The following is a 21,363-nucleotide window of genomic DNA, read 5'->3' as shown; positions in this document are numbered from 1 at the left end:
AGGTTCACTATAGAGTCCTTAGTGCTGTTGAAGTATAATCGGGCAACATTTCTAAAGTGGTATGATCAGGATTGTAAACCGATAATTCTTTTAGACTTTGTTCTGCCGGTTTATGCTGTGTGTTTAAAACATCTAATTTGGTGACGAAATCTCTTTCCCTTCCCTTTAACATGGATTTTCTTAACCTTACCATATCCAATGGTGGGTCGATGGCAAAAACCTTAACAATTTTAAATTCCTTATGCTTTTCTGCATAAAATTTTAAGGCACAAGTACCTCCAATGGAAAAACCACCGATAAACAATTTTGTAGCCGTAGGCAGGTTCTGATGGGTATAGAAATGTTTAATCATCGCACCCAATTTGGTGAGTGAAGGTTGATCGATCGGAAATTCTTCATTGTTTTTTGACAGGTTGACCATCATTACAGCAAGGTTGTTTTTTGCTGCCTCTTGTAAAATGGTGCTTTGTGCCGAAACCGATAAAGGATTTTCGAGATAACCTGGTACTAATACCAAAACACCTTTTAGTTCTTTAGGATTGGGAACAACTTGAAAATAGTAACATCCATTACCGAATAATACATCGTTCTCTATTTTTTGTGGAGATTGGGCATAACATATGCCTGTCAAAAACAATAGGCAAAAAATAAGCTGTATTTTTTTCATTTTGTTAATAATGAAGTAGGTTTAAGGTATTGGACGAATATAAGTTTTTATTGATTTCGTTACAGCAACAATACGACAATAGAAAAAGGGACCTGCATATTGCAAATCCCTTTTAAACTGAAAGCTTTTAAAGCTTTGGATTAGTATCTATAGGTATCAGGTTTGAAAGGACCTTCTACTGGAACACCGATATAATCTGCTTGGTGTTGATCTAAAACGTCTAATTCTACACCGATTTTTTCTAAGTGTAAACGGGCAACTTTTTCGTCCAAGTGTTTAGGCAACACATAAACTTTGTTCTCATATTTACCAGGGTTGGTCCAAAGTTCTAATTGAGCCAAAGTCTGGTTGGTAAATGAGTTACTCATTACAAAACTTGGGTGACCAGTTGCACAACCTAAGTTAACCAAACGACCTTCGGCCAAAATGATAACGTCTTTACCATCAATGGTATATTTATCTACTTGTGGTTTGATCTCTACTTTGGTATCGCCATAAGCACCGTTTAACCAAGCCATGTCAATTTCATTGTCGAAGTGACCGATGTTACAGACGATAGCTTTGTCTTTTAATGCTCTGAAGTGTTTTTCGCGAACGATATCACAGTTACCAGTAGTAGTTACCACAATGTCGGCTTCTTTAATGGCAGTATCTAAACGTTTAACTTCATAACCTTCCATTGCCGCTTGTAAAGCACAGATTGGATCGATTTCAGTAACGATTACACGTACGCCTTGCGAGCTTAAAGACTCTGCTGAACCTTTACCCACATCGCCATAACCGCAAACAACAGCTACTTTACCAGCCATCATTACATCAGTAGCACGACGGATTGCATCTACTAAAGATTCGCGACAGCCATATTTGTTGTCAAATTTAGATTTGGTAACCGAATCATTAACGTTGATTGCAGGTAAGTGCAATGTTCCGTTTTTCATTCTTTCGTATAAGCGATGTACACCTGTAGTGGTTTCTTCAGAAAGACCTTTGATATCTGCGATCAGTTCAGGGAACCTATCAAATACCATATTGGTCAAATCGCCACCATCATCTAAGATCATATTTAATGGTTTGCGCTCAGGACCAAAATGTAAAGTCTGCTCAATACACCAATCGAAGTCAACTTCGTTTAAGCCTTTCCAAGCATATACCTGAATGCCAGCAGCAGCAATTGCCGCAGCAGCGTGGTCTTGTGTTGAGAAAATGTTGCATGATGACCAGGTTACTTCTGCACCTAATTCTACTAAGGTTTCAATTAAAACCGCAGTTTGGATCGTCATGTGTAAACATCCAGCAATGCGAGCGCCTGCTAAAGGTTTTGATGGGCCGAATTCTTTACGTAAGCTCATTAGACCAGGCATTTCTGCTTCTGCTAATCCAATTTCTTTACGGCCCCATTCTGCCAGTGAAATGTCCTTAACTTTGTAAGGAACGTAAGTTGTCTCTACTGATGACATAATTTATTGTTTTTAAATGTGATGCAAATTTACTGTATAGGTTTGTGAAACCCAAATGATAAGCTACGCCATCGTGATGTAAATGGTTTTAAAATTGTAATTTTTAGATTTATCTGGCTTGATCAATTAGTTCTAGTTTTGTGGATATTGGTTAAAGACTACAAAATCGCTACTTTTATCACCAATGAAGGCAACTTTACTTTTTTTTTGTTTGGTACTGTTGAGCAAAGGTGCAGGGATTATCCATTGGCTCGAGCATCATCTGTTGACTTGCCCTTTTAAACACCTTACCGGTTTAGATTGCCCAGGCTGCGGTGTACAGCGTTCAGTTATCGCTTTATTAAAAGGTGATTTGGTTGCTTCTTTTAAATTATATCCAGCTACTATACCACTGATTGGTTTATTGGCCTTTTCTGCTCTTCACTTAAAATTCGAACTAAAAAATGGGGCTTTTTTTATAAAATTCCTTTATATTGTTGTTACTTTAATCATCGTAAGCAATTACATCTATAAAATATTTACACACCAATTAATTTGACCTATGTCTGAAGAACAATCAAATCCTCAAGAAAATCCGCAACCAGCGGCTAATCCTAATCCACAAAATCCTTTTCCACCACAAAATGGAGGTTTTGGGTTTGGCATGCAGCAATCATTGCCCAATGCAACTGTTGTATTGATCTTAGGTATCTTATCTATTGTAACCTGTTGTTGTTATGGTGTGATCGGTTTGATACTCGGTATTGTGGCTTTGATCTTAAGCAAAAAAGACAAAGCTTTGTATTTGGCCAATATGGCCTATTATACCGAAAGTTCTTATAAAAACTTAAGTGCAGGTAGGGTATGTGCCATTATTGGCTTAGTTTTAAATATACTTTATCTCTTGTTATGTATTGCGTTTATTGCCATGTTTGGTATAGCCACCTTGTCAGACCAAGATGCAATGAAAGAAGCCATAGAAAATATGATGAAATAAACTTTTAGCGCTAGCTGTAAAGCAACCCAATTAACGGGTTGCTTTTTTTATGTGCTGTACGTCAGTAAATTGTTATTTTATGTGTCCATCATTTTTACAGCATCATATTTGCTATCTTTGCATTATTATTATTCATAAAAATAGAAAAGATGTATCCTGAATATTTAGTAGAACCAATGCGTGCCGAATTGACTAACGTAGGTTTTGAAGAATTAAAAACAGCAGAAGCAGTAGACGAAGCGATCAAAGGTGAAGGTACCGTATTTGTTGTAGTGAACTCTGTTTGTGGTTGTGCAGCAGCAAATGCTCGTCCGGCAGCAAAATTGGCCGCCTCAAATGCTAAACACCCTCAAAAACTGGTAACCGTTTTTGCTGGCATGGAAAAAGATGCGGTAGACAGAGCAAGAGGTTATATGATGCCTTTCCCTCCATCATCACCTTCGATGGCATTGTTTAAAGATGGTAAATTGGTACATATGATAGAGCGTCACCAAATTGAAGGTCGCCCTGCACAAATGATAGCTGATAGCTTGATTGGAGCTTTTGAGCAATACTGCTAATTAATTAGATAAAAGAATAAAGAACAAGGAATAAAGATGTTGGTTGTTTACCAATGTTTTTATTCCTTTTTTATTTGCATCGTCTTTGTTATTTTATCCCTCATCCTTGCTGCTTTTTATCTTGTTAAAAGTCTTTATTCAATAGCTTTTCCAACTCACCGAAAGAAACGTTCATTCTTACGCGGCCTTGTTTTGCATAGGCAATCTCTCCGGTTTCTTCAGAAATGATCACGGCAACAGCATCTGTAGTTTCAGAAACCCCAATACCTGCTCTATGTCTTAACCCAAATTGAGGAGGGAGTTTATCATTGTCTGTTAAAGGAAGAATGCAACTGGCACTTTTGATCTTGTTTTCGGCAATGACTACCGCTCCATCGTGTAAGGGACTATGTTTTTGAAAGATACTTTCTAACAAACGTTTGGAAATCTTAGAATCGATTAACTCACAACTGTTGGTGAAAAACTCATCATCATAAAACTTAACAAATACGATCAATGCACCTGTGCGTGTTTTCTTCATGCTTTTGCAGGCATCTATAATGGGTTTGATCCGGATCAGGTTGTCGCGCTCTAGGTCTTTGCTGCCAAAGAGATAGCCCCACCAGGCCTTATTTTTTTGAAGGAAAGTGTTTTTACCAATGTGCAACAAAAACCGCCTGATTCTCTGGTTGGAAGATGATGACCAAGGCCATGATCCCCACGCTCATGAATTTATTAATAATGGCCGACAGCAAATTCATGTGTAGGCCTTTTACCGCATAATAAACAATCAAGATAATGAACATCCCTAACAGCAGGTTTACGGCTAGGGTGTTACGGATCAGGCTATAGATATAATAGATTAGGATAGCGACTAGAATAATGTCTATTCCATCAATCCAGGTAATTTTTAGGAAATCAAAGTCGAGGCTCTTCATTGAAGCACAAGATAGGAAATATTAGGTTAACTGTATAAAACGGATAATTGTTTAATTGTATAAAATGGTTAGGTTAACCGATTAACCCAACAAACAATTAACCAATTTCACACATTCAACGGCTTCTTTTACATCGTGTACCCTTAAGATCGAAGCGCCTTTTAACAATGCAGTGGTATTTAATACCGTAGTTCCATTTAAAGCATCGGCTGCTTTGATGCTCAAAACTTTGGTGATGATCGATTTTCTGGAGAAACCAACCAGAATAGGCAATTCGAAAGTATTCAATACCTCCATGTTTTGCAAAAGCTCGTAATTGTGTGCAATGGTTTTTGCAAAGCCAAATCCTGGATCGATGATTATATCCCTAACGCCCAGTTTTTTTAGGGTAGCCACTTTTTCTTCAAAATAAGTATAAACTTCCTGTGTTACATTATGGTAATGAGGGTCTTGCTGCATGGTTTGCGGTGTGCCCTTCATGTGCATCATGAGGTAAGGAACTTGTAGCTTGGCTACAGTTTCGAACATGTTTTTGTCCAGTTGGCCTGCGGCAATGTCGTTGATCAGATGGGCGCCTGCGGCAATGGCCTCGTTCGCTACTTTTGCCCTAAAGGTATCGATAGAGATCAAGGCTGTTGAAAACTCTTTTGCAATGGCTTCAACAATCGGAATGAGTCGTTTTAATTCTTCATCTGCACTTACATCTTCAGCGCCTGGCCTAGAAGAATAGGCGCCAATATCGATGAACCTAGCCCCCTCATTCAGAAAGTTTTCGGTAGCTTTTAAAGCATCGTCAATGTTGCTGATCCTGCTGTTGCTGTAAAAAGAATCGGGGGTAATGTTTAAGATGGCCATTACGGCAGGACTGCTCAGTTCGATCAGTTTGCCTTTACTATTTAGTGTTACTTTTCGGTTTAAAAATGTATCTTTAGCCATCATTTAATACAAAAATAGGTATTAAAATAGCTTTAAACTAAATATTTTAATTGTTTTGGCACTAAACACATCACAAGAGTACGATAACGTTATAGCGGTATGTAAATCGCTTTTTTTAAAGAAGACCAAAGATTATGGAACGGCTTGGCGCATCCTTAGGTCCTCGTCCATTACCGACCAGATCTTTATCAAAGCGCAACGGATCCGTACGTTGGAAGAGAAGAAAGTTTCTAAGGTAGGAGAGGATATCACTTCTGAATATATCGGTATTGTAAACTATTGTGTGATTGCGATCCTACAACTGGAACTAAGCGCTGAAGACCCCAATGAGATGGAAGTTGAAGTGGTAGAAAGTTTGTTCGATAAACGCGTAAACGAAACCAAGGAATTGATGTTTGCCAAAAACCACGACTACGGTGAAGCTTGGCGAGACATGCGCATCAGCTCTTTGACCGACCTGATTTTGATGAAGATCCTAAGGGTAAAACAGATTGAGGATAACCTGGGGCAAACATTGGCATCAGAAGGAGTAAAGGCCAACTATCAAGACATGTTAAACTATTCGGTTTTTGCGTTGATTAAACTAGGTGTCAAATAAAACTTAATGATGATGCAGAAAATAGCTTTAAACTTTTCGAGATGGTTTGTTGGGATTTTATTTATCTTTTCGGGGCTGATCAAGGCCAACGATCCATTGGGCTTTGGTTATAAACTGCAAGAATATTTTGACGTTTTTCACATCACTTTTTTAAGCAATTGGGCAACAGGTATCGCTATTCTGCTTTGTGTGTTGGAGATTGTTTTAGGTGCTTTACTGCTGTTTGGCTTTTGGCGAAACCAAGTGCTTAAAGGTCTTTTGGGGCTTATTGTTTTCTTTACTTTTTTAACCTTTGTTTCGGCCGCATTTAAGGTAGTCACCTCTTGTGGTTGTTTTGGCGATGCCATTCCGCTTACACCATGGCAATCATTTGGCAAAGACCTGATCTTGTTGGTGATGATTGTTTACCTTTTCATCAAACGAGAAAATATACATCCAGTAACCAACCATCCAGGTTGGCAAAGTGGCTTGTTCTCTGCTGTTTTTGCAGCTTCCTTATTCTTTGGCACTTTTACCTACAACTATTTACCGATCATAGATTTCTTGCCTTATAAAATTGGATCAAGTATTCCAGAGTCGATGAAGATTCCACCGGGCGCAGCACAAGATGAGTTTTTGATCATGTACCAGTTGAAAAACAAAGCCACAGGCGAAACCAAGACCATGAGCGATAAGGATTACATGAAATTGGAAATCTGGAAAGACAATAACTGGGAAGTAGTTGGCGACCCAGAAAAGAAACTGATTAAGAAAGGCTATGATGTAAAAATCAAAGATCTGTTTGTCTCTGATGCATCTGGTACTGATTATACAAAAGAACTGATTGAAAATCCCTATTACAATCTGGTGATTGTGGCTTATGATTTAAGTCATACCGATGAAGAAGGTATTGCAGAAACCAACGCTTTGGCATTGAACGCTGCGGAACAGTTTAATATCCGCACGGTTTTATTGACTTCTAATTCTGCTGCTGATGCAGATGCCTTCAGTAAAAAAATGAAACTTTTTATGGAAGTGTTCTATGCGGATGCGGTGCCATTAAAAAGTATGGTCAGGGCAAATCCCGGAATATTGTTGTTGAAAAATGGAGTGGTAATCAATAAATGGCATTACCATAACCTACCGTCATTTGAAGAGCTTTCTAAAAAATACTTCAGTAAATAAATGGGCACCTACGCAATTAGAAAGTTGGCCTATGGCTTTGCGGTAATGGCTGGAGTAATCCTAGTGGTGTTTGTGTTGTTTAATATTTTGCCAGGTGATCCAGCAAGGATGACCATGGGACAAAGGTCTGATGTACAATCGTTAGAAGCCATACGTAAAGAATTTGGATTGGACCGTTCTAAACCTGTTCAGTTTTTTCTTTACATCAACGATCTATCTCCGATCAGTATCCATCCTGCAACAGCAGAAAATCAAGAGAAATACCACTATCAACAATTGTTTAAGGTTGGTAAAGATGTGATTGTAGTTAAATTTCCTTATTTAAGAAGGTCTTATCAAACCAAAAGAGATGTAACCACCATCCTTTCAGAAACGGTACCCAATACCTTTGTATTGGCTTTAACAGCCATGATCTTTGCTACATTGATCGGTGTTTTGTTGGGTGTGGTTTCTGCGGTACACCAAGGAACATGGATAGACAATGCAGCCAATTCTTTTGCGATATTGGGTATTTCTGCCCCTTCGTTTTTTGCGGGAATCATTATTGCCTGGCTTTTTGGTTTTGTATTGGCAGATTACACCGGACTGAACATGAGTGGTAGTTTGTATAGCTACGACCCATTTAAAGGCGAAATCATTACTTGGAGAAACCTGTGGTTGCCAATGATCACTTTAGGGCTAAGGCCTTTGGCCATTATTGTTCAGTTGACAAGAAGTGCGATGTTAGATGTGCTGGCCCAAGATTATATCCGTACGGCAAAGGCCAAAGGCTTGGGGCGTTATGCCATTATCTATAAACATGCTTTGAGAAATGCCCTAAATCCGGTAATTACCGCTATTTCGGGATGGTTTGCCTCGCTATTGGCAGGCTCTTTCTTTGTTGAATATATATTTGGCTACAATGGTTTGGGCAGAACAACGGTTACTGCTTTAGAAATGTCTGATTTCCCTGTGGTAATGGGTTCTATTTTGTTCATTGCTTTTGTATTTGTGATCGTAAATATATTGGTAGATCTATTGTATGCTTGGGTAGGTCCAAGGGTTAAATTAGCTTAAGATGTTAGAAAGATCATGCATTATACCCAAACTGCAGACGGTAAATTGATTGCCATCTTTCAGCGCGAAGAGAATATTTCGCCAAAGGCACATGCACTTTTTTGCCATGTGCTCAATGCGCAGCATGTTTGGGCTTGTAGAATTTTAGGTCGTCAGCCAAAATATACAGTTTGGGAAAATTATGAAGTCGGATTATTCACCGAAATTTCGAAAGAAAATTTTGAATTGTTGGATCAAGTCCTTCAAACCATTCCAATAGATAGAGAAATAAGCTATGCCACCTTTGCCGGAGAATCAATATACGGGCATTGTCAAAGATATTTTATTCCATGTGTTTAACCATTCTACTTACCATAGGGCACAGATTGCTACATTGTTTAAGGAGAGTGGAATCACGCCTCCTGTAACAGATTTTATCATTCTCAAACGCAATCAACAATTATGAAGGTTTTCTTGATAGGATTTATGGGCTGTGGTAAAAGTACAAAAGCCAAACAGTTGGCAAATGGCTTGGAATGCCCAGTTATTGACCTAGATGCCGTTATTGTAGCCGAACAAGGTCAAACCATTGCTGAGTATTTTGCAGCGAATGGAGAAGCGGCCTTCAGACAATTGGAAAGAGAAACCTTAAAAAATTATCCTTATCCAGAAACTTGTGTAGTGGCCACAGGCGGTGGTTTGCCTTGCTTTTTCGACAATATGGATTGGATGAATGCCAACGGAAAAACTGTTTACCTACAAATGGAACCAGCGCAATTGGTTTCGAGGTTGCACAATCGTCAAAAGCGACCGTTGATCAAAGATATGGACGATGAACAATTGCTAGTCTTTATCCAAAATAAGCTTGCAGAGCGAGACTTGTTCTATACACAGGCCCAACTCGTGGTCAATGCCTTTGATCTAGATGCCGAGTTGTTGGAAGAAAAACTGAAAGCTTAGACAATCGTTAACTCAAATCTTCAAATTGTTCTTCGATATATTTGATCGTTGTTTTGCCGTGTGGTGTTGGATGACCATAATCGTTGATGTTCACAAATACAATCTTGTCTATTGTTAGGATGCTTTTTCTGGTGATCTTGTTCCTTACCTCACAGCACATGGTAATGGAAGTCGTACCAAATGAAGTGGCCGTAATACCCAATTCGATAATGTCTCCCTGTTTGGCAGAACTTACAAAGTTGATCTCAGACATGTACTTGGTTACCACTTTCGGATTTTCTAATTGTACAATGGCATAGATGGCGGCTTCTTCATCGATCCATCTTAATAAACTGCCCCCAAATAAGGCGCCATTAGGATTCAAGTCTTCGGGTTTTACCCATTTTCGTGTATGGAAATTCATATGCTTATGTTTGATACTAAGTTAAGCATTAGCTGAGGGAGAATTGCTCATCTGAATGCAAGAAACTTAATTTCTTTCACGTCTTGAAACACCATTGAAACCAACAACTGAATCAGGAAGATTGCTCAACTTGATTTCGGTCTTTTGCTGAGGTATAAAAGTTTTGTATTTGAAATTCTTATAATCCTTAATGGGAACCTCAATAATTGTATAAGCTCTTGTTGCTGCGGTAGGATTACCAATCAGCTGTCGGGGACCTTCGCCAATACAACCTGTATTTAGTAACCTAAGTCCATTTTCTTGAGCAGGATAATAAGCATGTTGATGTCCGCTAATGTATAGGTCGACCTTATTTTGCTTAAAAAAAGCTGTAATCTGTTGCGTTGCTGCCAAAACCTCTCCTGGTTTGTTCTTGCTCTCCACGATTGCATATATCGGAAGGTGGCCAAGCACTATTCTTAGTTTAGCTTTTTTTGCTTTTTCAGAATTGAGCTGGTCTTGCATCCATTTAAAAACATCAGCTTGCACAAGTGCCCCTGCGGCATCCCAACTTATAAAAAAGACATCGTTCTGCGAATAACTGTAGTAGAAAGGAAAGTTGGTCTGATCTACATATTTTAATCTCAATTGGTTCTGGTTTTCATTCCAGAAATTTTTTGCCATTTGCCTATCCTTTGCAAAATTAGGGGAGGCATCATGATTACCAACCGTAAAAGCAAAAGGAATCTGCATCGCTTTTATCGGAGTTAAAATATTGCTGTTAAAGCTCTGCCACATTTCAGCTAAATTTTGCTCCGTTAAAGTTAGTTTCTGGCCTGCCACCATATCGCCAGCGCATAAGATCATGTCTGGCTTAATGCTATCCAATTCTTTGAGTGTAGCCCTAACATCTGGATGGTATAGTGTAGAGCCATAACCAGAATTGAGGTCGCTGATCACTGCAATTTTAAAGAATTTGTCTTTCTCAATTGGAGCAAGGGCTTTAGGCCCTTGTAAACCTCCGATGATAGTTATAAATAACCCTACTGAAAAAGCAAAAGCCAACCAACTTAATTTCATTATTTCAGTTCGGCCAAATATGCTTGCGTTTGTTTTTCTACCTCATTTGTAGCTAACTTGATGGCAGAACCTACTCTTGTGGTTTCTGGTTTTACCGCCATGTTACCAATTGTAGCTAAGGCATCCGTATACCATTTGCTCCAAACTTCAATGATGTGTTTTTCGTCTGCAATAGCTTTACCGTCTGCAATTGCTTTTTTGCTCAACTCAAATTCTATTTTTAAACGCGCCAAAGCATCTTTTTTAACTTGGTCTACAGTGCTTGTGGCTGTGCTTTCATTTGCCGTAACCAAAGTATAGGCAGCAGTTAAGGCACTCACTCCAACATTTTTCATGGTTGTAGCCGATACTTTATCAATCCTATCGTTATCGGTATGGTAAAAAACATCTGTAAAATGCCACATCAACAAGCCAGGGATTTTGTTCTGTAAAAACGGAGTATGATCGCTACCGCCTTCAAAAGGGTTGAAGTTTACAGTCCAATTGGCAAATTTTCCTTGTTCTTTACAGATGTCAAAGATAAAATCATTGTAGTAATGTGGGAAAAGATCCTTTTCTTTCACGTCACCAGCACCCCATTCAGTATGTTTATCGTTTCCACGGGTCCAGATGGCAGAAGGGTCTGGCATTTTTTCGATCAAGAAAGAACCACCTGTTTTTTTGGTGTCCTCTCCAACCATATCCAAACTCATACCCCATAAAATCCCTTTTGCACGTTCTTTATCATCGGTAATGTACCTGCCTGTAGATACAATTTCATCACCCCATAAAAAGGTTAACGTTCTTTCTGGTTTCAGTTGACCCGATTTGATCAAATTGGCAGTTACCCTTGCCATTTCGGCCAAAGTTCCAACACCTGTGGCATTGTCGTTGGCACCTGGCTCTTGTACGTGTGCACTATACACAAATCGTTCGTCAGGTTTTATACTTCCTTTTACATTGGCTACAATCGTTAATTCTTCAGCTTGGTATATTTTGGTCTGGATGTCTACTTTTAAGTTGACAGCACCTTTTAAACAGGCCGCTTTTAGTTTCTCTTTTACACCATAAGAAAGGAACAACGACCAGATTCCCGCATTGGCCTGCATACTGCCAAAAGAAATAGAAGTCTGGTATTTCTCAGGTTGATTATATTTAGGTACAGAATAACCCATTACGCCAATCGCACCTGCTTTAACCGCAAGGCTTACCAATCTTCCGGCAGCAGCATCAGCAAATAAGATTTTTCCCTTTAGATTTTACCTTCCAACTCTGCAGCTGTCCCTTTTCCTACAAAAACAACTTCTGCAGTTACTCCACCAGCTGGGGTAGAAGGGCAGTTGATCGGAATCATGTTGCGGTTGGTTTTAAAGGCGATCAATGGTTGCGTTTCCCCAACAATCGTTACACTTGCATTTACAGGCTCCCACGTATTGCGTTTCATAGGTCTCTTTTCAATGCGATAGGTTAAAGGACCTTCAAATTCATTTGCCTTTTCTTGTACGTAACCTGCTTTTTTTAAGATGTTTTCTACATAATGGATACTGGCATCGAAGCCTGTATTGCCCGGTACGCGAAAATATTGCTCTACAAAGGCGGTGGTAGCATAGGCATTTTTCTCATTAAAAGCTGCCCGGGTAAGCTTAAAATAATTTGCAGTTTGGCTTTGTGCAAAAGCACCCACCGAGACAAATAATAATGCGAAGAGGAGATTTTTTTTCATTAGAATTTTATAAAGCTGAAAGGTAATAAGTTTATCAATAAAATTATAGATATTAATACCTAAATCTAAAAAAGGTAGTTGAGTAAGATGATTGGCTTACGATTTGCCTTTAAAGAAAGAAAAATATCAATATACAACCCTTATGTTTAAAAAAATAGCCATCACCATTGCCGTTCTCCTTGTTGTTTTAATTGCAGCAGCAGCCTGTGTACCCTTATTCTTTAAAAAAGAAATTGTCGCAAAAGTTAAATCCTCTATTAATAATAAAGTAAATGCGAAGATAGATTTTGGTGATTTTGATTTAAGCCTCATTAGTTCCTTTCCCAATTTGGGGATAAAATTGAACAATTTGACCGTGGTTGGGGTGGATAGTTTTGCCATGGATACCCTTGCAAAAATTAAACAGACACAACTCAATCTAAATCTGATGAGTGTAATCAAAGGTGAGACCTACGAAATCAAGTCCATCAATTTGGATGAGCCTACCATTTATGCAAAAGTACTGAAAAGTGGAAAGGCCAATTGGGATATCATGAAACCCGATAGTGCAGCTTCGGCAACAGATACTGTAAAGACTTCCTTTAAGGTTGCCTTGCAGAAGTATGGTATTGAAAAGGGAAAACTGACTTACGATGATGCTTCGCTAGGTGTATTTGTACAGGCCGAAAACTTAAACCATACGGGCAAAGGCGATTTTACCCAAGATCTTTTTACCTTAAAGACCCAATCAGATATTGAAAAATTAACCGTAAAATATGGAGGCGTACCTTATTTGAACAAGGTGAAGTTAGATGCAGACTTGCCATTGGACATGGACATGAAGCAGTTCAAATTTACCTTTGGCGAAAACCATATCAAGCTCAATGAGCTTTTGCTATCGGCTGTAGGTTACCTAGCTATGCCAAATGACAAGGATATGGTGATGGACTTTAAATTTAGTGCAGAGAAATCTGACCTGAAAAATTTCCTTTCATTGATTCCGGCTATTTATGCTACAAACTTTAAGGGTCTGGCAGCCACTGGAAAATTTGCCATGAACGGTACGGCAAAAGGTACTTATAATGAACATACTATTCCAGCCTTTAATGTAAACCTGACCATCGAGAATGGCAAGATCAAGTATCCTTCATTGCCATCAGCCATTAACAATATCCAAGTAAAATCGACAATCTCAAACCCTGATGGTGTTTTAGACCATACCGTTGTTGACGTTCCTGCTTTTCACCTAGAGTTTGGTGCAGCCCCAATTGATGGTCGTTTATTGGTTAAAACCCCAATGAGCGGATCCTTTTGTTGACATGGCCTTAAAAGGGAACCTTGATCTTAAACAATTGACAACAATCTTTCCAATCAAAGACATGAGTTTGAGTGGGGTCTTAAATGCTGATGTGCAGGCAGCTGGTCGTAAATCGGCCATTGACAAGGGGCAATACCAAGATTTTAAAGCGTCTGGGCAGATGCAGGCCAGCAATTTTGTATATGCGGGTAAAAATGTGCCCATGCCGGTAAGCGTGCCTTCTGCTAAAATGACTTTTAGTCCGCAGAACATCACCTTGAGTAATTTGGTTGCTAAAGTAGGAAAAAGTGATTTTACGGCCAATGGAGCCATTAACAACTACTTGAATTATGTATTCAGGAAAAACCAGTTGTTAAAAGGAAATTTCAACTTGTCGTCGGGCTTGATTGATGTAAACGAATTGATGGGCCCACCAAGCACCGAAACCAAACCTGTAGCCAATGAGGCAAAGATGTCGGTTTTTGAAGTGCCAGCCAATATTGATTTTAACCTGACTGTAAAAGCCGCCAAGGTAAGTTACGACAAATATGATATCAGCAATGCAAGAGGTGCGGTACAGGTAAAAGATAAAACGGTTTATTTTAAGGATATGGCCCTGAACATGTTAGATGGAACGGTGAAGATGAACGGTTCTTATGCTACGATCAATCCGAAGAAACCTAAAGTTGACATTGATTTTGGTATCGAAAAAATGGATATCCAACAAGCATTTGGAGCTTTCAATACCGTAAAATTATTGGCACCTATTGCCAAGTTTGCCAAGGGAATATTCTCTACCAATCTAAAATTCAACTCAGACTTAGACGAGCATATGATGCCCGTTTATTCATCGATCAATGCAGAGGGTTTAACCAATATCATCCAAGCAATTGTTGATGGTTTTGAACCGATAAACAAACTAGCGGCATCTTTAGGCTCAAATGAATTTAAAAAGCTGGAGTTAAATAATGTATTGACCAAGTTTAAGATCAAGGATGGCCGTTTAAATGTTGCGCCATTCGATATCAAGACCAAAGGCATGGTGATGAATGTGCAGGATCTAATGGAATTGACCAAACCATGGACTATCAGTTGGGATTAAATGTGCCAAGGGCAATGTTGGGTAGCAAGGCAAATGAAGCCGCTAATGCCCTTATAGCAAGTTTAAATAGCAAAGTTGGAACAAATGTATCAATGAGCGATAACATTAAGGTAAACGCAGTTTTAGGTGGCACTTTTCTTAAACCGAGCATTAAGTTAAAATATGGTGCCGGAGAGGGTAAAACCGAAGCGAAAGCAGTGGTTGATCAAGTAGTGGCAGAAAAGAAAGCAGAATTGCAGGCAAAGGCACAAGAAAAAGTGGATACGCTGAAAAAGAAAGCGGTAGAAAAAGCAACCACAGAAATAGGCAACAAACTGAAAGGCCTCTTTAATAAAAAGACAAACAATTGATATTTTAAAATGCGTTTCAAACCGAAACGCATTTTTTATGCATTAGAAAATAATTGAAATAAGTTAGAGCGATTTAGGTGGTCGTTAATGTTTTTTTCTAATTGATGGTCTACAGAAAATACGCCAGAACCCATTACCCAGAACAAGACCAAAAGACAAAATACGATTACCGATAACCATAATTCTGAATTTAATGCCGAAAACCCATTGCTGATATTGACAAATAGGATGGCACAGACCAAAATCGGAATTTGAATAACCACTGCAAAACGGGTAACTAGGCCAATGGTGATCAAAATGCCACCAACCAGATGTGCGAAGGCTACGAGGTGTATGGCTACACTCGACATCATTTCTGAAAAGCCGAAAACACTGTTCCTGAATAAAATATCTTGTTGCTGGCCTGTATCGCTAATGAGTGCAATACCTTTACTGAAAATTATTAAGCCCAATACGATGCGGACTACAGCAAACCATTTTGCTTGATGGGCATCGCCCCAGTGCTCAACTTTTTGGATAACGTTCATAATAAACCTCCTTTTTTAAGCTTATATTAAGTTACAAAATATATTTAGTTTAACAAATTAAATATATAGGTTATGGACTGGAAATGAATGATTTAGTTGAATTAGTCTTCGATAGGCTCAGACTAACATTCCTCTTTATTAATTGTCATTCCTAGTTTACGAGGAATCTCATGTAGCATATATGTTTAGATGCCTAGTCTATGTTCCCTATGTGCCTATGTTGTTGGACTATATTAAGTATAAGCGTTGTTAGTTTGGTCTTCGACAGGCTCAGACTGACATTCCTCTTTATTAATTGTCTACGAGGAATCTCATGTTGCATATATGTTTAGATGCCTAGTCTATGCTCCCTATGTGCCTATGTTGTCGAACTATATTAAGTATAAGTGTTGTTGGCCTGGTCTTCGACAGGCTCAGACTGACATTCATTGCTGTTTAATCTTTGCCGGCTTTCTTTTGTGCTATCTCCTGTCTGATGATTTTATTGATATCAGCTTTTGGCTGAGACATGACCAATATCTGCGTGCCCTTTTCGCGGGCATAAGGATTTTCTATTTTGGCTACGGCAACAATATGCCCAAACAATGTCTTTTCTCGGGTCAGGTCGCTATCACTTGCTTCCTTAACACGGATTAGTGTTTTGATCCTGGCCCTAATTTCATCCAATTGATATAATCGGCATCAAATGAGTAGGCTTCCAAACCCTTAACCTTGGTGTAATAATTAATGGCTCCAGTTTCTCCATAATTATTGCTGAGGATAAATACATGTTCCTTATCTGGTAAACTATTGTAAACGGAATCTGTTTTGCGGGCGAGCTCTTTCCAACCCAACATATCAGCAAAATCTTGAGAGATGGGATATTTCTTTCCGTCCTCCCAAGTATGTGAACTAAATGGCTTGCCCTCTTTTGCTGCTTGCACGTAGTCTTCGGGCGTTCTAGTCGGCATTGTAATCCTGAACAAAGGCCAGAAGAAAAACAGGATCATCACAATTACTACAAAACGTAGGTAATACATCCAACCTTTTTGCCAAACATCACTGATATAAATGGCACCAAAAGCAAAAAATATAGGATATAGACCAATGGCATAATAGGCTTTTGCCCTTAAAAAGATAAATAAGGCAATGGCAAAAGCATAGGTCCAGAATACGATCCGATAAGGTTTAAATGGCGGATAACTAAAAAAGGAAACAAAAGCTGCAATGAGGATGAAAATAGAACCCAAAAAGAAAAAGACCTGTTCTTTTACAAAATCCATTCGGTTTACGTTTACCAGCTGTGTATCATTGAGCTCCTTTAAATGTTTAAATACAGGAAAATCATGTTGAAATTGCCAAATCAGATTCGGACCAATGATGAGCAGACCCAGTGCCAATGCACCATAGAACTGAGGTTTTAAGAACAACTTTCTTTGTGGGCTTAAGATCAAAGCAGGGAGCAATGCAATCAAACAAAAAGCGATGTTGTATTTGTTCAAAAAGCCAAAAGCAAAGGTAACGGCCATTAGATACAGCCATTTATATTGTGCAGTTTGGACCAAACGGACCAGGGTATAAAATAACAAGGTCCAACAGAGGATATCTAATGAGTTAGGTTGATAGAGTACGTTCAATCTTAGCAAAGTAGATAGGGTAAGTCCTAATGCTGCCAAAAAGCAGGCAAATAGACTTCCTTTCAGGCTTTCGATGGTCTTCCACACCACTAGAATGGTTAGTGCACCAAATAGGGCAGGAAAGAAGCGAATCCAAAATACACCGTTGCCCAATTGTAGGATCAACCACGAGACCCATGAAGTTAATGGTGGAACTGAATGATAGCCCCATGCCAAGTGTTTGGCTTGGTCTAGATGCAGAAACTCATCGCGGTGGAGTTCATATACTGGATTGACCAATACATACTGCAAGATCATCTTGACCAAAATGAAAATGCCAAGCAAAACGGTACCTTTCTTCATTGTAGGATATTTGTTTTTAGACCCTGTAATAAAGCCGATTGTTACAACGTTGTGCTTGGCAAAATGAGTTGGCCAGTTATTTTTTACCAGCTCTTTTTTCCAGTTCTTCAATTGGCATATTCATCATACGTCCAACTGGAGTTTTCCCTCTGTAGGTAATCACTTTTAAAACTTTTGCATCAATAGGTGGTACCAACGGCGTGGTATATTTTGGGTAAAAATGATCAGGGAAAGAATTGTCAAAACTGTAATACATATCCAAACCTTCTACTTCCGTACTTAAACTTACAGCCAATTGTTTATCTGCACTTCTTTTTACTGAAAAGATAGGGTCATAAACACTTGGTGCATATTTGGTTTCGGCGATGTCTAAACGTTTAAAATGTTGCTCGGTACGCGCAAAAAAGTTTGGCCAGTTCTTTTTCTCTTTTGGGCTCCAAACAGATTCGGCAATGGCAAAACCTCTTGGCCAGGTCATGTACTCCGCTTGGCGAATATTGTATACCTGTTCTGTCCATAAGTTTGCTTGCCCACCTTTAATGTAAATTGGATTTACACCTTCTGGTACTGGATCAAACTCATACGATTTGCTCAAACGCAATGAAGCATAAACTTTAGGTTCGGTCATCACATCAGCCTGCATATAATCGAGATAGGCAAACTGGGTTGGGCTCATCACCACTTCATGACCTGCCTTGGCTGCTTCGGTACCATATTTCATATCTCTCCAGCTCATTACAGCAGCAGATTGCGAAACACCACCTTCCAAAACCTCATCCCAAGCCATAAACTTTTTACCTTTCGAAGTGATGATCTGTTCTACTCTCTTCTCAAAATAAGCCTGCACTTCTGGAATGGTCTTTAAACCTTCACGTTTCATCAAGGCGGCAATCTGGTCGTTCTTTTCCCAGAAATTACGCGCAACCTCATCGCCACCAACGTGGATATATTCAAATGGAAATAGCTTAGCAACCTGGCTAAATACGGTATCTAAAAACACATAGACCTTCTCATTGGCAGGGCAAAGCGTATTGTCTACAATACCTTGTGGTGGGGCACCACGACTCCAATCCATTATTTTTTCGCCACTGCGTACTTTGTAATTGACAGCGTCTGGTGTGCATGATAATTCTGGATAAGCTGCAATTGCCGCTAAACTGTGCCCAGGGACATCAATCTCAGGCATGATGTTTACAAAACGTTCTTTTGCATATTGTACCAGTTCTTTAATGTCTTCTTGTGTATAAAACCCACCGTAATTGCGAGGTTCTTCAGGTTTTGGTGGAATAAAATCGCCAAATGTACCCGTTCTGTTTACTCTCCAAGCACCAATCTCGGTTAGTTTTGGTAAGCCTTTGATCTCAATTCTCCAACCTTCATCATCAGCTAGGTGCAAGTGCAGAATGTTATACTTGTAACGTACCATGGCATCGATGTACTGTTTCACTTCTTGCTTGGTAAACCAATGGCGGGCCACATCGAACATCAAGCCACGCCATCCCAAACGTGGGTAATCGGTTATTTCAACACATGGCATGGTCCATTTGATCCCTTTTACCTCTTCTTTACTTTCAATCTCCTTAGGTAACAATTGTAATAAGGTCTGTACACCATAAAATAGACCAGCTGGTTTGTTGGCCCTAATGGTTACTTGTTTTAAGCCTACGCTCAACTGATAACCTTCTGCACCAATGGTACCATCAGCTTTTTCATTTAAGATCAACCTGAAAGTAGCAGCAGGCGATGGACTTGAAACGGTTGTTACATAATGTCCAGTAGCTGTTGTTAAGCGCTCTTGTAAAAAAGCAACGGTCTGTTTCAGCTCTGCTGATCTGCTGGCCTGTATGGTAATGTTTGCTGGTAATATAAAATGACCAGCTTGTTTAATTACAGTTACAGGTTCGGGGATAATGGCAATTTCTGTATTGGCTACAGGTTCGTTGTTTGAAAAAGTTTCTGGATTGCCTTCGATAGATTGTGCAGAAACATGGGTACACGTCAATAAAAGGAGGAAGAAAGATACGATTAGTCTCATGAATGGTAAATCAGGGTTAAATTTTAAACTGCAATTTATTAATTATTAAACGAATTGGGCTGCTTATTTTTAAAGAATAGGTAAGAAAGTGGAAAACCGATGCAAATGATCAGGATTACACCATTTAAAAGTGAATTTTGCCAAGTAAATGGAATTTTGGGTGCCAATGAGTTGGGAACAACCAATAAATTCATGACCATCCAAATAAAGATTCCATATAGGGCTGCAATGAGATAGGTGTTTTTAAACCATCGCCATAACCTATCCGCAATCATAGCAAAGAAGATCGTAAAGGCAAAAGCAATGATAAAGTGGAACAGCAAACCCAATAAAATCACCAGAGTAGATTCATACGCTGTTGTTTTACCTAAGGCTGCACTGGCAATATACTTTAATACAATAGTTGGATTTTTACCTGTTTGGATATAGAAGTTTAAAAGTGCCGCCGTAATATCTAATGTACCGACCAATAGACCTGCCTTAAGAATAAGGGGTAAATTCCTGTTCATAGCTGTTGTGTTTTAGGGTTGAAGAATTACATGTTGCAACAAACATATATGTAAGCTACCAAAAAACATTCACACTATAAAAAACGCTGGTTATTGATCTCCTTCCGTAGTGGGGCGTAAGGTTTGTTGTCTAAAATTGCTGTTATAGCTGTAGCGATATCGTAAAGATTACCTTGTTTTTGATTACACATCAGGATGATCGTTCTCCCTTTATCGGTAGCTGTTATAGCCAATGCCTGGTAATGCATTGCCGTTCCATCATGTGTGTGGGTAATTAAACGATTGCCTTTCATGTTACCACCACCCAAGCCTGTTTGTTGATCTGGGGCAAAAGGTGTAATGATTTCACGTGTTGAAGCAGGGCTAATGATCTTGAAGGTATTAATGGCTTGCATCCAAGTATAAAAGTCATCCAGATTTAGGCAGGTCCAGCCAGAAATTGGTACTTCCAAGCCATCTTGTTTAAAATTGTTGTCAAACGCCTTTGCCATCAATGGCGCCTGACCAGTTGGGTCTATTAGTGCATTTTTAATACCTATTGGTTTTAACATTTTTTGCAATACAAAATCACTGAAGCTTAAACCCGATAATTTTTCAATGATCGCCTGCGCATAAACGTATTGTTGTTGTTATAGGCATAAGTGCTTCCTGGTTCAAAATCAAGTTGTTGTAATGCTTGTAGGTCTTTCCAGTTGTCGGTGTCATTACGTACGGTACTCCATTTGATGTCTGGTAGCCCGCTGGTGTATTGCAACAAGTTCTTGATGCTTATCTTTTGTGCCCATGAGGGTAGGTTAGGGAAAAACTTCGATACCTTATCAGTCAAATTTAATTTACCTTGCTCTTGCAACATCATGATGCCTACGGCATCGAATTCTTTGGCTATTGAACCAATATGGAAGCGATAAGCGCTAGTAAGCGGTATTTTTTTGGAAGCATCGGCATAACCAATAGCCTTTTTTAAAACCATCTTGTTCTGGTCTGCAATGAATACATTGCCATTGAAAAGTCCATTTTGATGCGCTTTATTGAGGTAATTTTCAATTTGCGATACCTTACTTTTTTGAGCAAATGTTTGAAAACCTGTTAACAAGGTCATCAGCAGAACTAAAGTACTGTTTTTGTAAAAAGTAGCCATGATGGAGAGATTTCTATTTAAGACATCCCATTGT

The 21,363-nt window shown here is 39.1% G+C and carries 26 protein-coding genes and 1 pseudogene; 12 read left to right on the top strand and 15 right to left on the bottom strand.

Annotated elements, in window-relative coordinates; genetic code table 11:
- Window positions 1-7 precede the first annotated feature (7 nt).
- Together ACFJIZ_RS12565 and ahcY are read right to left on the bottom strand one after the other, a co-directional pair.
- Complete coding sequence (locus ACFJIZ_RS12565; protein ID WP_379084423.1) at window positions 8-667, bottom strand: hypothetical protein; 660 nt, start codon at window positions 665-667, stop codon at window positions 8-10.
- A 140-nt stretch (window positions 668-807) separates the two neighbouring features.
- Window positions 808-2,124 carry an adenosylhomocysteinase gene (ahcY, locus tag ACFJIZ_RS12560; protein ID WP_379084420.1) on the bottom strand — a complete coding sequence of 439 codons (1,317 nt, stop codon included), beginning with the start codon at window positions 2,122-2,124 and terminating at the stop codon, window positions 808-810.
- 220 nt (window positions 2,125-2,344) lie between these two features.
- On the opposite strand from ahcY, the gene ACFJIZ_RS12555 reads away from it, so the two are divergent.
- From ACFJIZ_RS12555 to ACFJIZ_RS12545, 3 genes are all read left to right on the top strand, one after another.
- Window positions 2,345-2,662, top strand: a complete 318-nt coding sequence (locus tag ACFJIZ_RS12555; protein ID WP_379084417.1) for a DUF2752 domain-containing protein — start codon at window positions 2,345-2,347, stop codon at window positions 2,660-2,662.
- Between the two features lie 3 nt (window positions 2,663-2,665).
- Window positions 2,666-3,100 carry a CCC motif membrane protein gene (locus tag ACFJIZ_RS12550; protein WP_379084414.1) on the top strand — a complete coding sequence of 145 codons (435 nt, stop codon included), beginning with the start codon at window positions 2,666-2,668 and terminating at the stop codon, window positions 3,098-3,100.
- A 149-nt stretch (window positions 3,101-3,249) separates the two neighbouring features.
- Window positions 3,250-3,660, top strand: coding sequence for a BrxA/BrxB family bacilliredoxin (locus ACFJIZ_RS12545; RefSeq protein ID WP_379084411.1), 411 nt, complete (start codon window positions 3,250-3,252; stop codon window positions 3,658-3,660).
- Between the two features lie 124 nt (window positions 3,661-3,784).
- Here the strand turns inward: ACFJIZ_RS12545 and cdaA are convergent.
- Window positions 3,785-4,577, bottom strand: a pseudogene (gene cdaA / locus ACFJIZ_RS12540) (diadenylate cyclase CdaA).
- Window positions 4,578-4,658: 81 nt separating this feature from the next.
- Window positions 4,659-5,513, bottom strand: coding sequence for a dihydropteroate synthase (gene folP / locus ACFJIZ_RS12535; protein WP_379084408.1), 855 nt, complete (start codon window positions 5,511-5,513; stop codon window positions 4,659-4,661).
- A 55-nt stretch (window positions 5,514-5,568) separates the two neighbouring features.
- Here folP and ACFJIZ_RS12530 point away from each other — a divergent pair, with 55 nt between their 5' ends.
- Genes ACFJIZ_RS12530 through ACFJIZ_RS12505 form a run of 6 tightly spaced genes read left to right on the top strand, consistent with a single transcriptional unit; the run spans window position 5,569 to window position 9,270 of the window.
- Window positions 5,569-6,111, top strand: coding sequence for a DUF1599 domain-containing protein (locus ACFJIZ_RS12530; RefSeq protein WP_379084405.1), 543 nt, complete (start codon window positions 5,569-5,571; stop codon window positions 6,109-6,111).
- Window positions 6,112-6,123: 12 nt separating this feature from the next.
- Window positions 6,124-7,275, top strand: a complete 1,152-nt coding sequence (locus ACFJIZ_RS12525) for a BT_3928 family protein (RefSeq protein ID WP_379084402.1) — start codon at window positions 6,124-6,126, stop codon at window positions 7,273-7,275.
- Window positions 7,276-8,331, top strand: coding sequence for an ABC transporter permease (locus ACFJIZ_RS12520; protein ID WP_379084399.1), 1,056 nt, complete (start codon window positions 7,276-7,278; stop codon window positions 8,329-8,331).
- 15 nt (window positions 8,332-8,346) lie between these two features.
- A complete protein-coding gene (locus ACFJIZ_RS12515) occupies window positions 8,347-8,670 on the top strand; it encodes a hypothetical protein (RefSeq protein WP_379094192.1) in 324 nt (107 codons plus the stop codon).
- Window positions 8,606-8,776 carry a DinB family protein gene (locus tag ACFJIZ_RS12510; RefSeq protein WP_379084396.1) on the top strand — a complete coding sequence of 57 codons (171 nt, stop codon included), beginning with the start codon at window positions 8,606-8,608 and terminating at the stop codon, window positions 8,774-8,776. The genes ACFJIZ_RS12515 and ACFJIZ_RS12510 overlap by 65 nt, the downstream gene beginning before the upstream one ends.
- The gene (locus ACFJIZ_RS12505; protein WP_379084393.1) at window positions 8,773-9,270 is read left to right on the top strand and encodes a shikimate kinase; all 498 of its coding nucleotides are present in this window, start codon (window positions 8,773-8,775) and stop codon (window positions 9,268-9,270) included. The genes ACFJIZ_RS12510 and ACFJIZ_RS12505 overlap by 4 nt, the downstream gene beginning before the upstream one ends.
- 7 nt (window positions 9,271-9,277) lie before the next feature.
- On the opposite strand, the gene ACFJIZ_RS12500 is transcribed toward ACFJIZ_RS12505, so the two are convergent.
- From ACFJIZ_RS12500 to ACFJIZ_RS12485, 4 genes are all read right to left on the bottom strand, one after another.
- Window positions 9,278-9,673: an acyl-CoA thioesterase gene (locus ACFJIZ_RS12500; protein ID WP_379084391.1), complete on the bottom strand. Its 396-nt coding sequence runs from the start codon at window positions 9,671-9,673 to the stop codon at window positions 9,278-9,280.
- Between the two features lie 66 nt (window positions 9,674-9,739).
- Window positions 9,740-10,732 (bottom strand): metallophosphoesterase family protein, encoded by a 993-nt coding sequence (locus tag ACFJIZ_RS12495; protein WP_379084388.1) that lies wholly within the window; start codon window positions 10,730-10,732, stop codon window positions 9,740-9,742.
- On the bottom strand, window positions 10,732-11,925 hold the full coding sequence (locus tag ACFJIZ_RS12490) for a M28 family peptidase (protein WP_379084385.1): 1,194 nt from the start codon (window positions 11,923-11,925) through the stop codon (window positions 10,732-10,734). Before ACFJIZ_RS12490 ends, ACFJIZ_RS12495 begins: the two co-directional genes overlap by 1 nt.
- Before the next feature lie 38 nt (window positions 11,926-11,963).
- Window positions 11,964-12,434 (bottom strand): hypothetical protein, encoded by a 471-nt coding sequence (locus ACFJIZ_RS12485; protein ID WP_379084382.1) that lies wholly within the window; start codon window positions 12,432-12,434, stop codon window positions 11,964-11,966.
- 142 nt (window positions 12,435-12,576) lie between these two features.
- Here ACFJIZ_RS12485 and ACFJIZ_RS12480 point away from each other — a divergent pair, with 142 nt between their 5' ends.
- From ACFJIZ_RS12480 to ACFJIZ_RS12470, 3 genes are read left to right on the top strand one after another with little or no spacing between them, the layout of a single operon-like run.
- Entirely contained in the window at window positions 12,577-13,731 is a 1,155-nt protein-coding gene (locus ACFJIZ_RS12480; RefSeq protein ID WP_379084379.1) for an AsmA family protein, read from the top strand.
- Window positions 13,732-13,765: 34 nt separating this feature from the next.
- Window positions 13,766-14,812 (top strand): AsmA-like C-terminal region-containing protein, encoded by a 1,047-nt coding sequence (locus ACFJIZ_RS12475; RefSeq protein WP_379084376.1) that lies wholly within the window; start codon window positions 13,766-13,768, stop codon window positions 14,810-14,812.
- Window positions 14,791-15,162 (top strand): hypothetical protein, encoded by a 372-nt coding sequence (locus tag ACFJIZ_RS12470; protein ID WP_379084373.1) that lies wholly within the window; start codon window positions 14,791-14,793, stop codon window positions 15,160-15,162. The genes ACFJIZ_RS12475 and ACFJIZ_RS12470 overlap by 22 nt, the downstream gene beginning before the upstream one ends.
- Before the next feature lie 35 nt (window positions 15,163-15,197).
- Here ACFJIZ_RS12470 and ACFJIZ_RS12465 read toward each other — a convergent pair whose 3' ends face one another.
- The 7 genes from ACFJIZ_RS12465 to ACFJIZ_RS12435 form a co-directional block, all read right to left on the bottom strand.
- Entirely contained in the window at window positions 15,198-15,689 is a 492-nt protein-coding gene (locus ACFJIZ_RS12465; protein WP_379084370.1) for a DoxX family protein, read from the bottom strand.
- Window positions 15,690-16,124: 435 nt separating this feature from the next.
- Window positions 16,125-16,355 (bottom strand): hypothetical protein, encoded by a 231-nt coding sequence (locus ACFJIZ_RS12460; protein ID WP_379084368.1) that lies wholly within the window; start codon window positions 16,353-16,355, stop codon window positions 16,125-16,127.
- A complete protein-coding gene (locus ACFJIZ_RS12455) occupies window positions 16,322-17,647 on the bottom strand; it encodes a glycosyltransferase family 39 protein (RefSeq protein ID WP_379084365.1) in 1,326 nt (441 codons plus the stop codon). Before ACFJIZ_RS12455 ends, ACFJIZ_RS12460 begins: the two co-directional genes overlap by 34 nt.
- A 76-nt stretch (window positions 17,648-17,723) precedes the next feature.
- The gene (locus tag ACFJIZ_RS12450) at window positions 17,724-19,682 is read right to left on the bottom strand and encodes a beta-N-acetylhexosaminidase (RefSeq protein WP_379084362.1); all 1,959 of its coding nucleotides are present in this window, start codon (window positions 19,680-19,682) and stop codon (window positions 17,724-17,726) included.
- Window positions 19,683-19,720: 38 nt separating this feature from the next.
- Window positions 19,721-20,191 (bottom strand): hypothetical protein, encoded by a 471-nt coding sequence (locus tag ACFJIZ_RS12445; protein WP_379084359.1) that lies wholly within the window; start codon window positions 20,189-20,191, stop codon window positions 19,721-19,723.
- A 74-nt stretch (window positions 20,192-20,265) separates the two neighbouring features.
- Window positions 20,266-20,742 (bottom strand): hypothetical protein, encoded by a 477-nt coding sequence (locus ACFJIZ_RS12440; protein WP_379084356.1) that lies wholly within the window; start codon window positions 20,740-20,742, stop codon window positions 20,266-20,268.
- A gap of 26 nt (window positions 20,743-20,768) precedes the next feature.
- Window positions 20,769-21,329, bottom strand: coding sequence for a serine hydrolase domain-containing protein (locus tag ACFJIZ_RS12435; RefSeq protein ID WP_379084353.1), 561 nt, complete (start codon window positions 21,327-21,329; stop codon window positions 20,769-20,771).
- Between the last annotated feature and the right edge of the window lie 34 nt (window positions 21,330-21,363).

This window comes from Pedobacter sp. UC225_65, from assembly GCF_042698365.1.
Classification (GTDB): domain Bacteria; phylum Bacteroidota; class Bacteroidia; order Sphingobacteriales; family Sphingobacteriaceae; genus Pedobacter.
The sequence above is the reverse complement of the archived record's forward strand: the minus strand, read 5'-3'. Positions and strand labels throughout refer to the sequence as shown.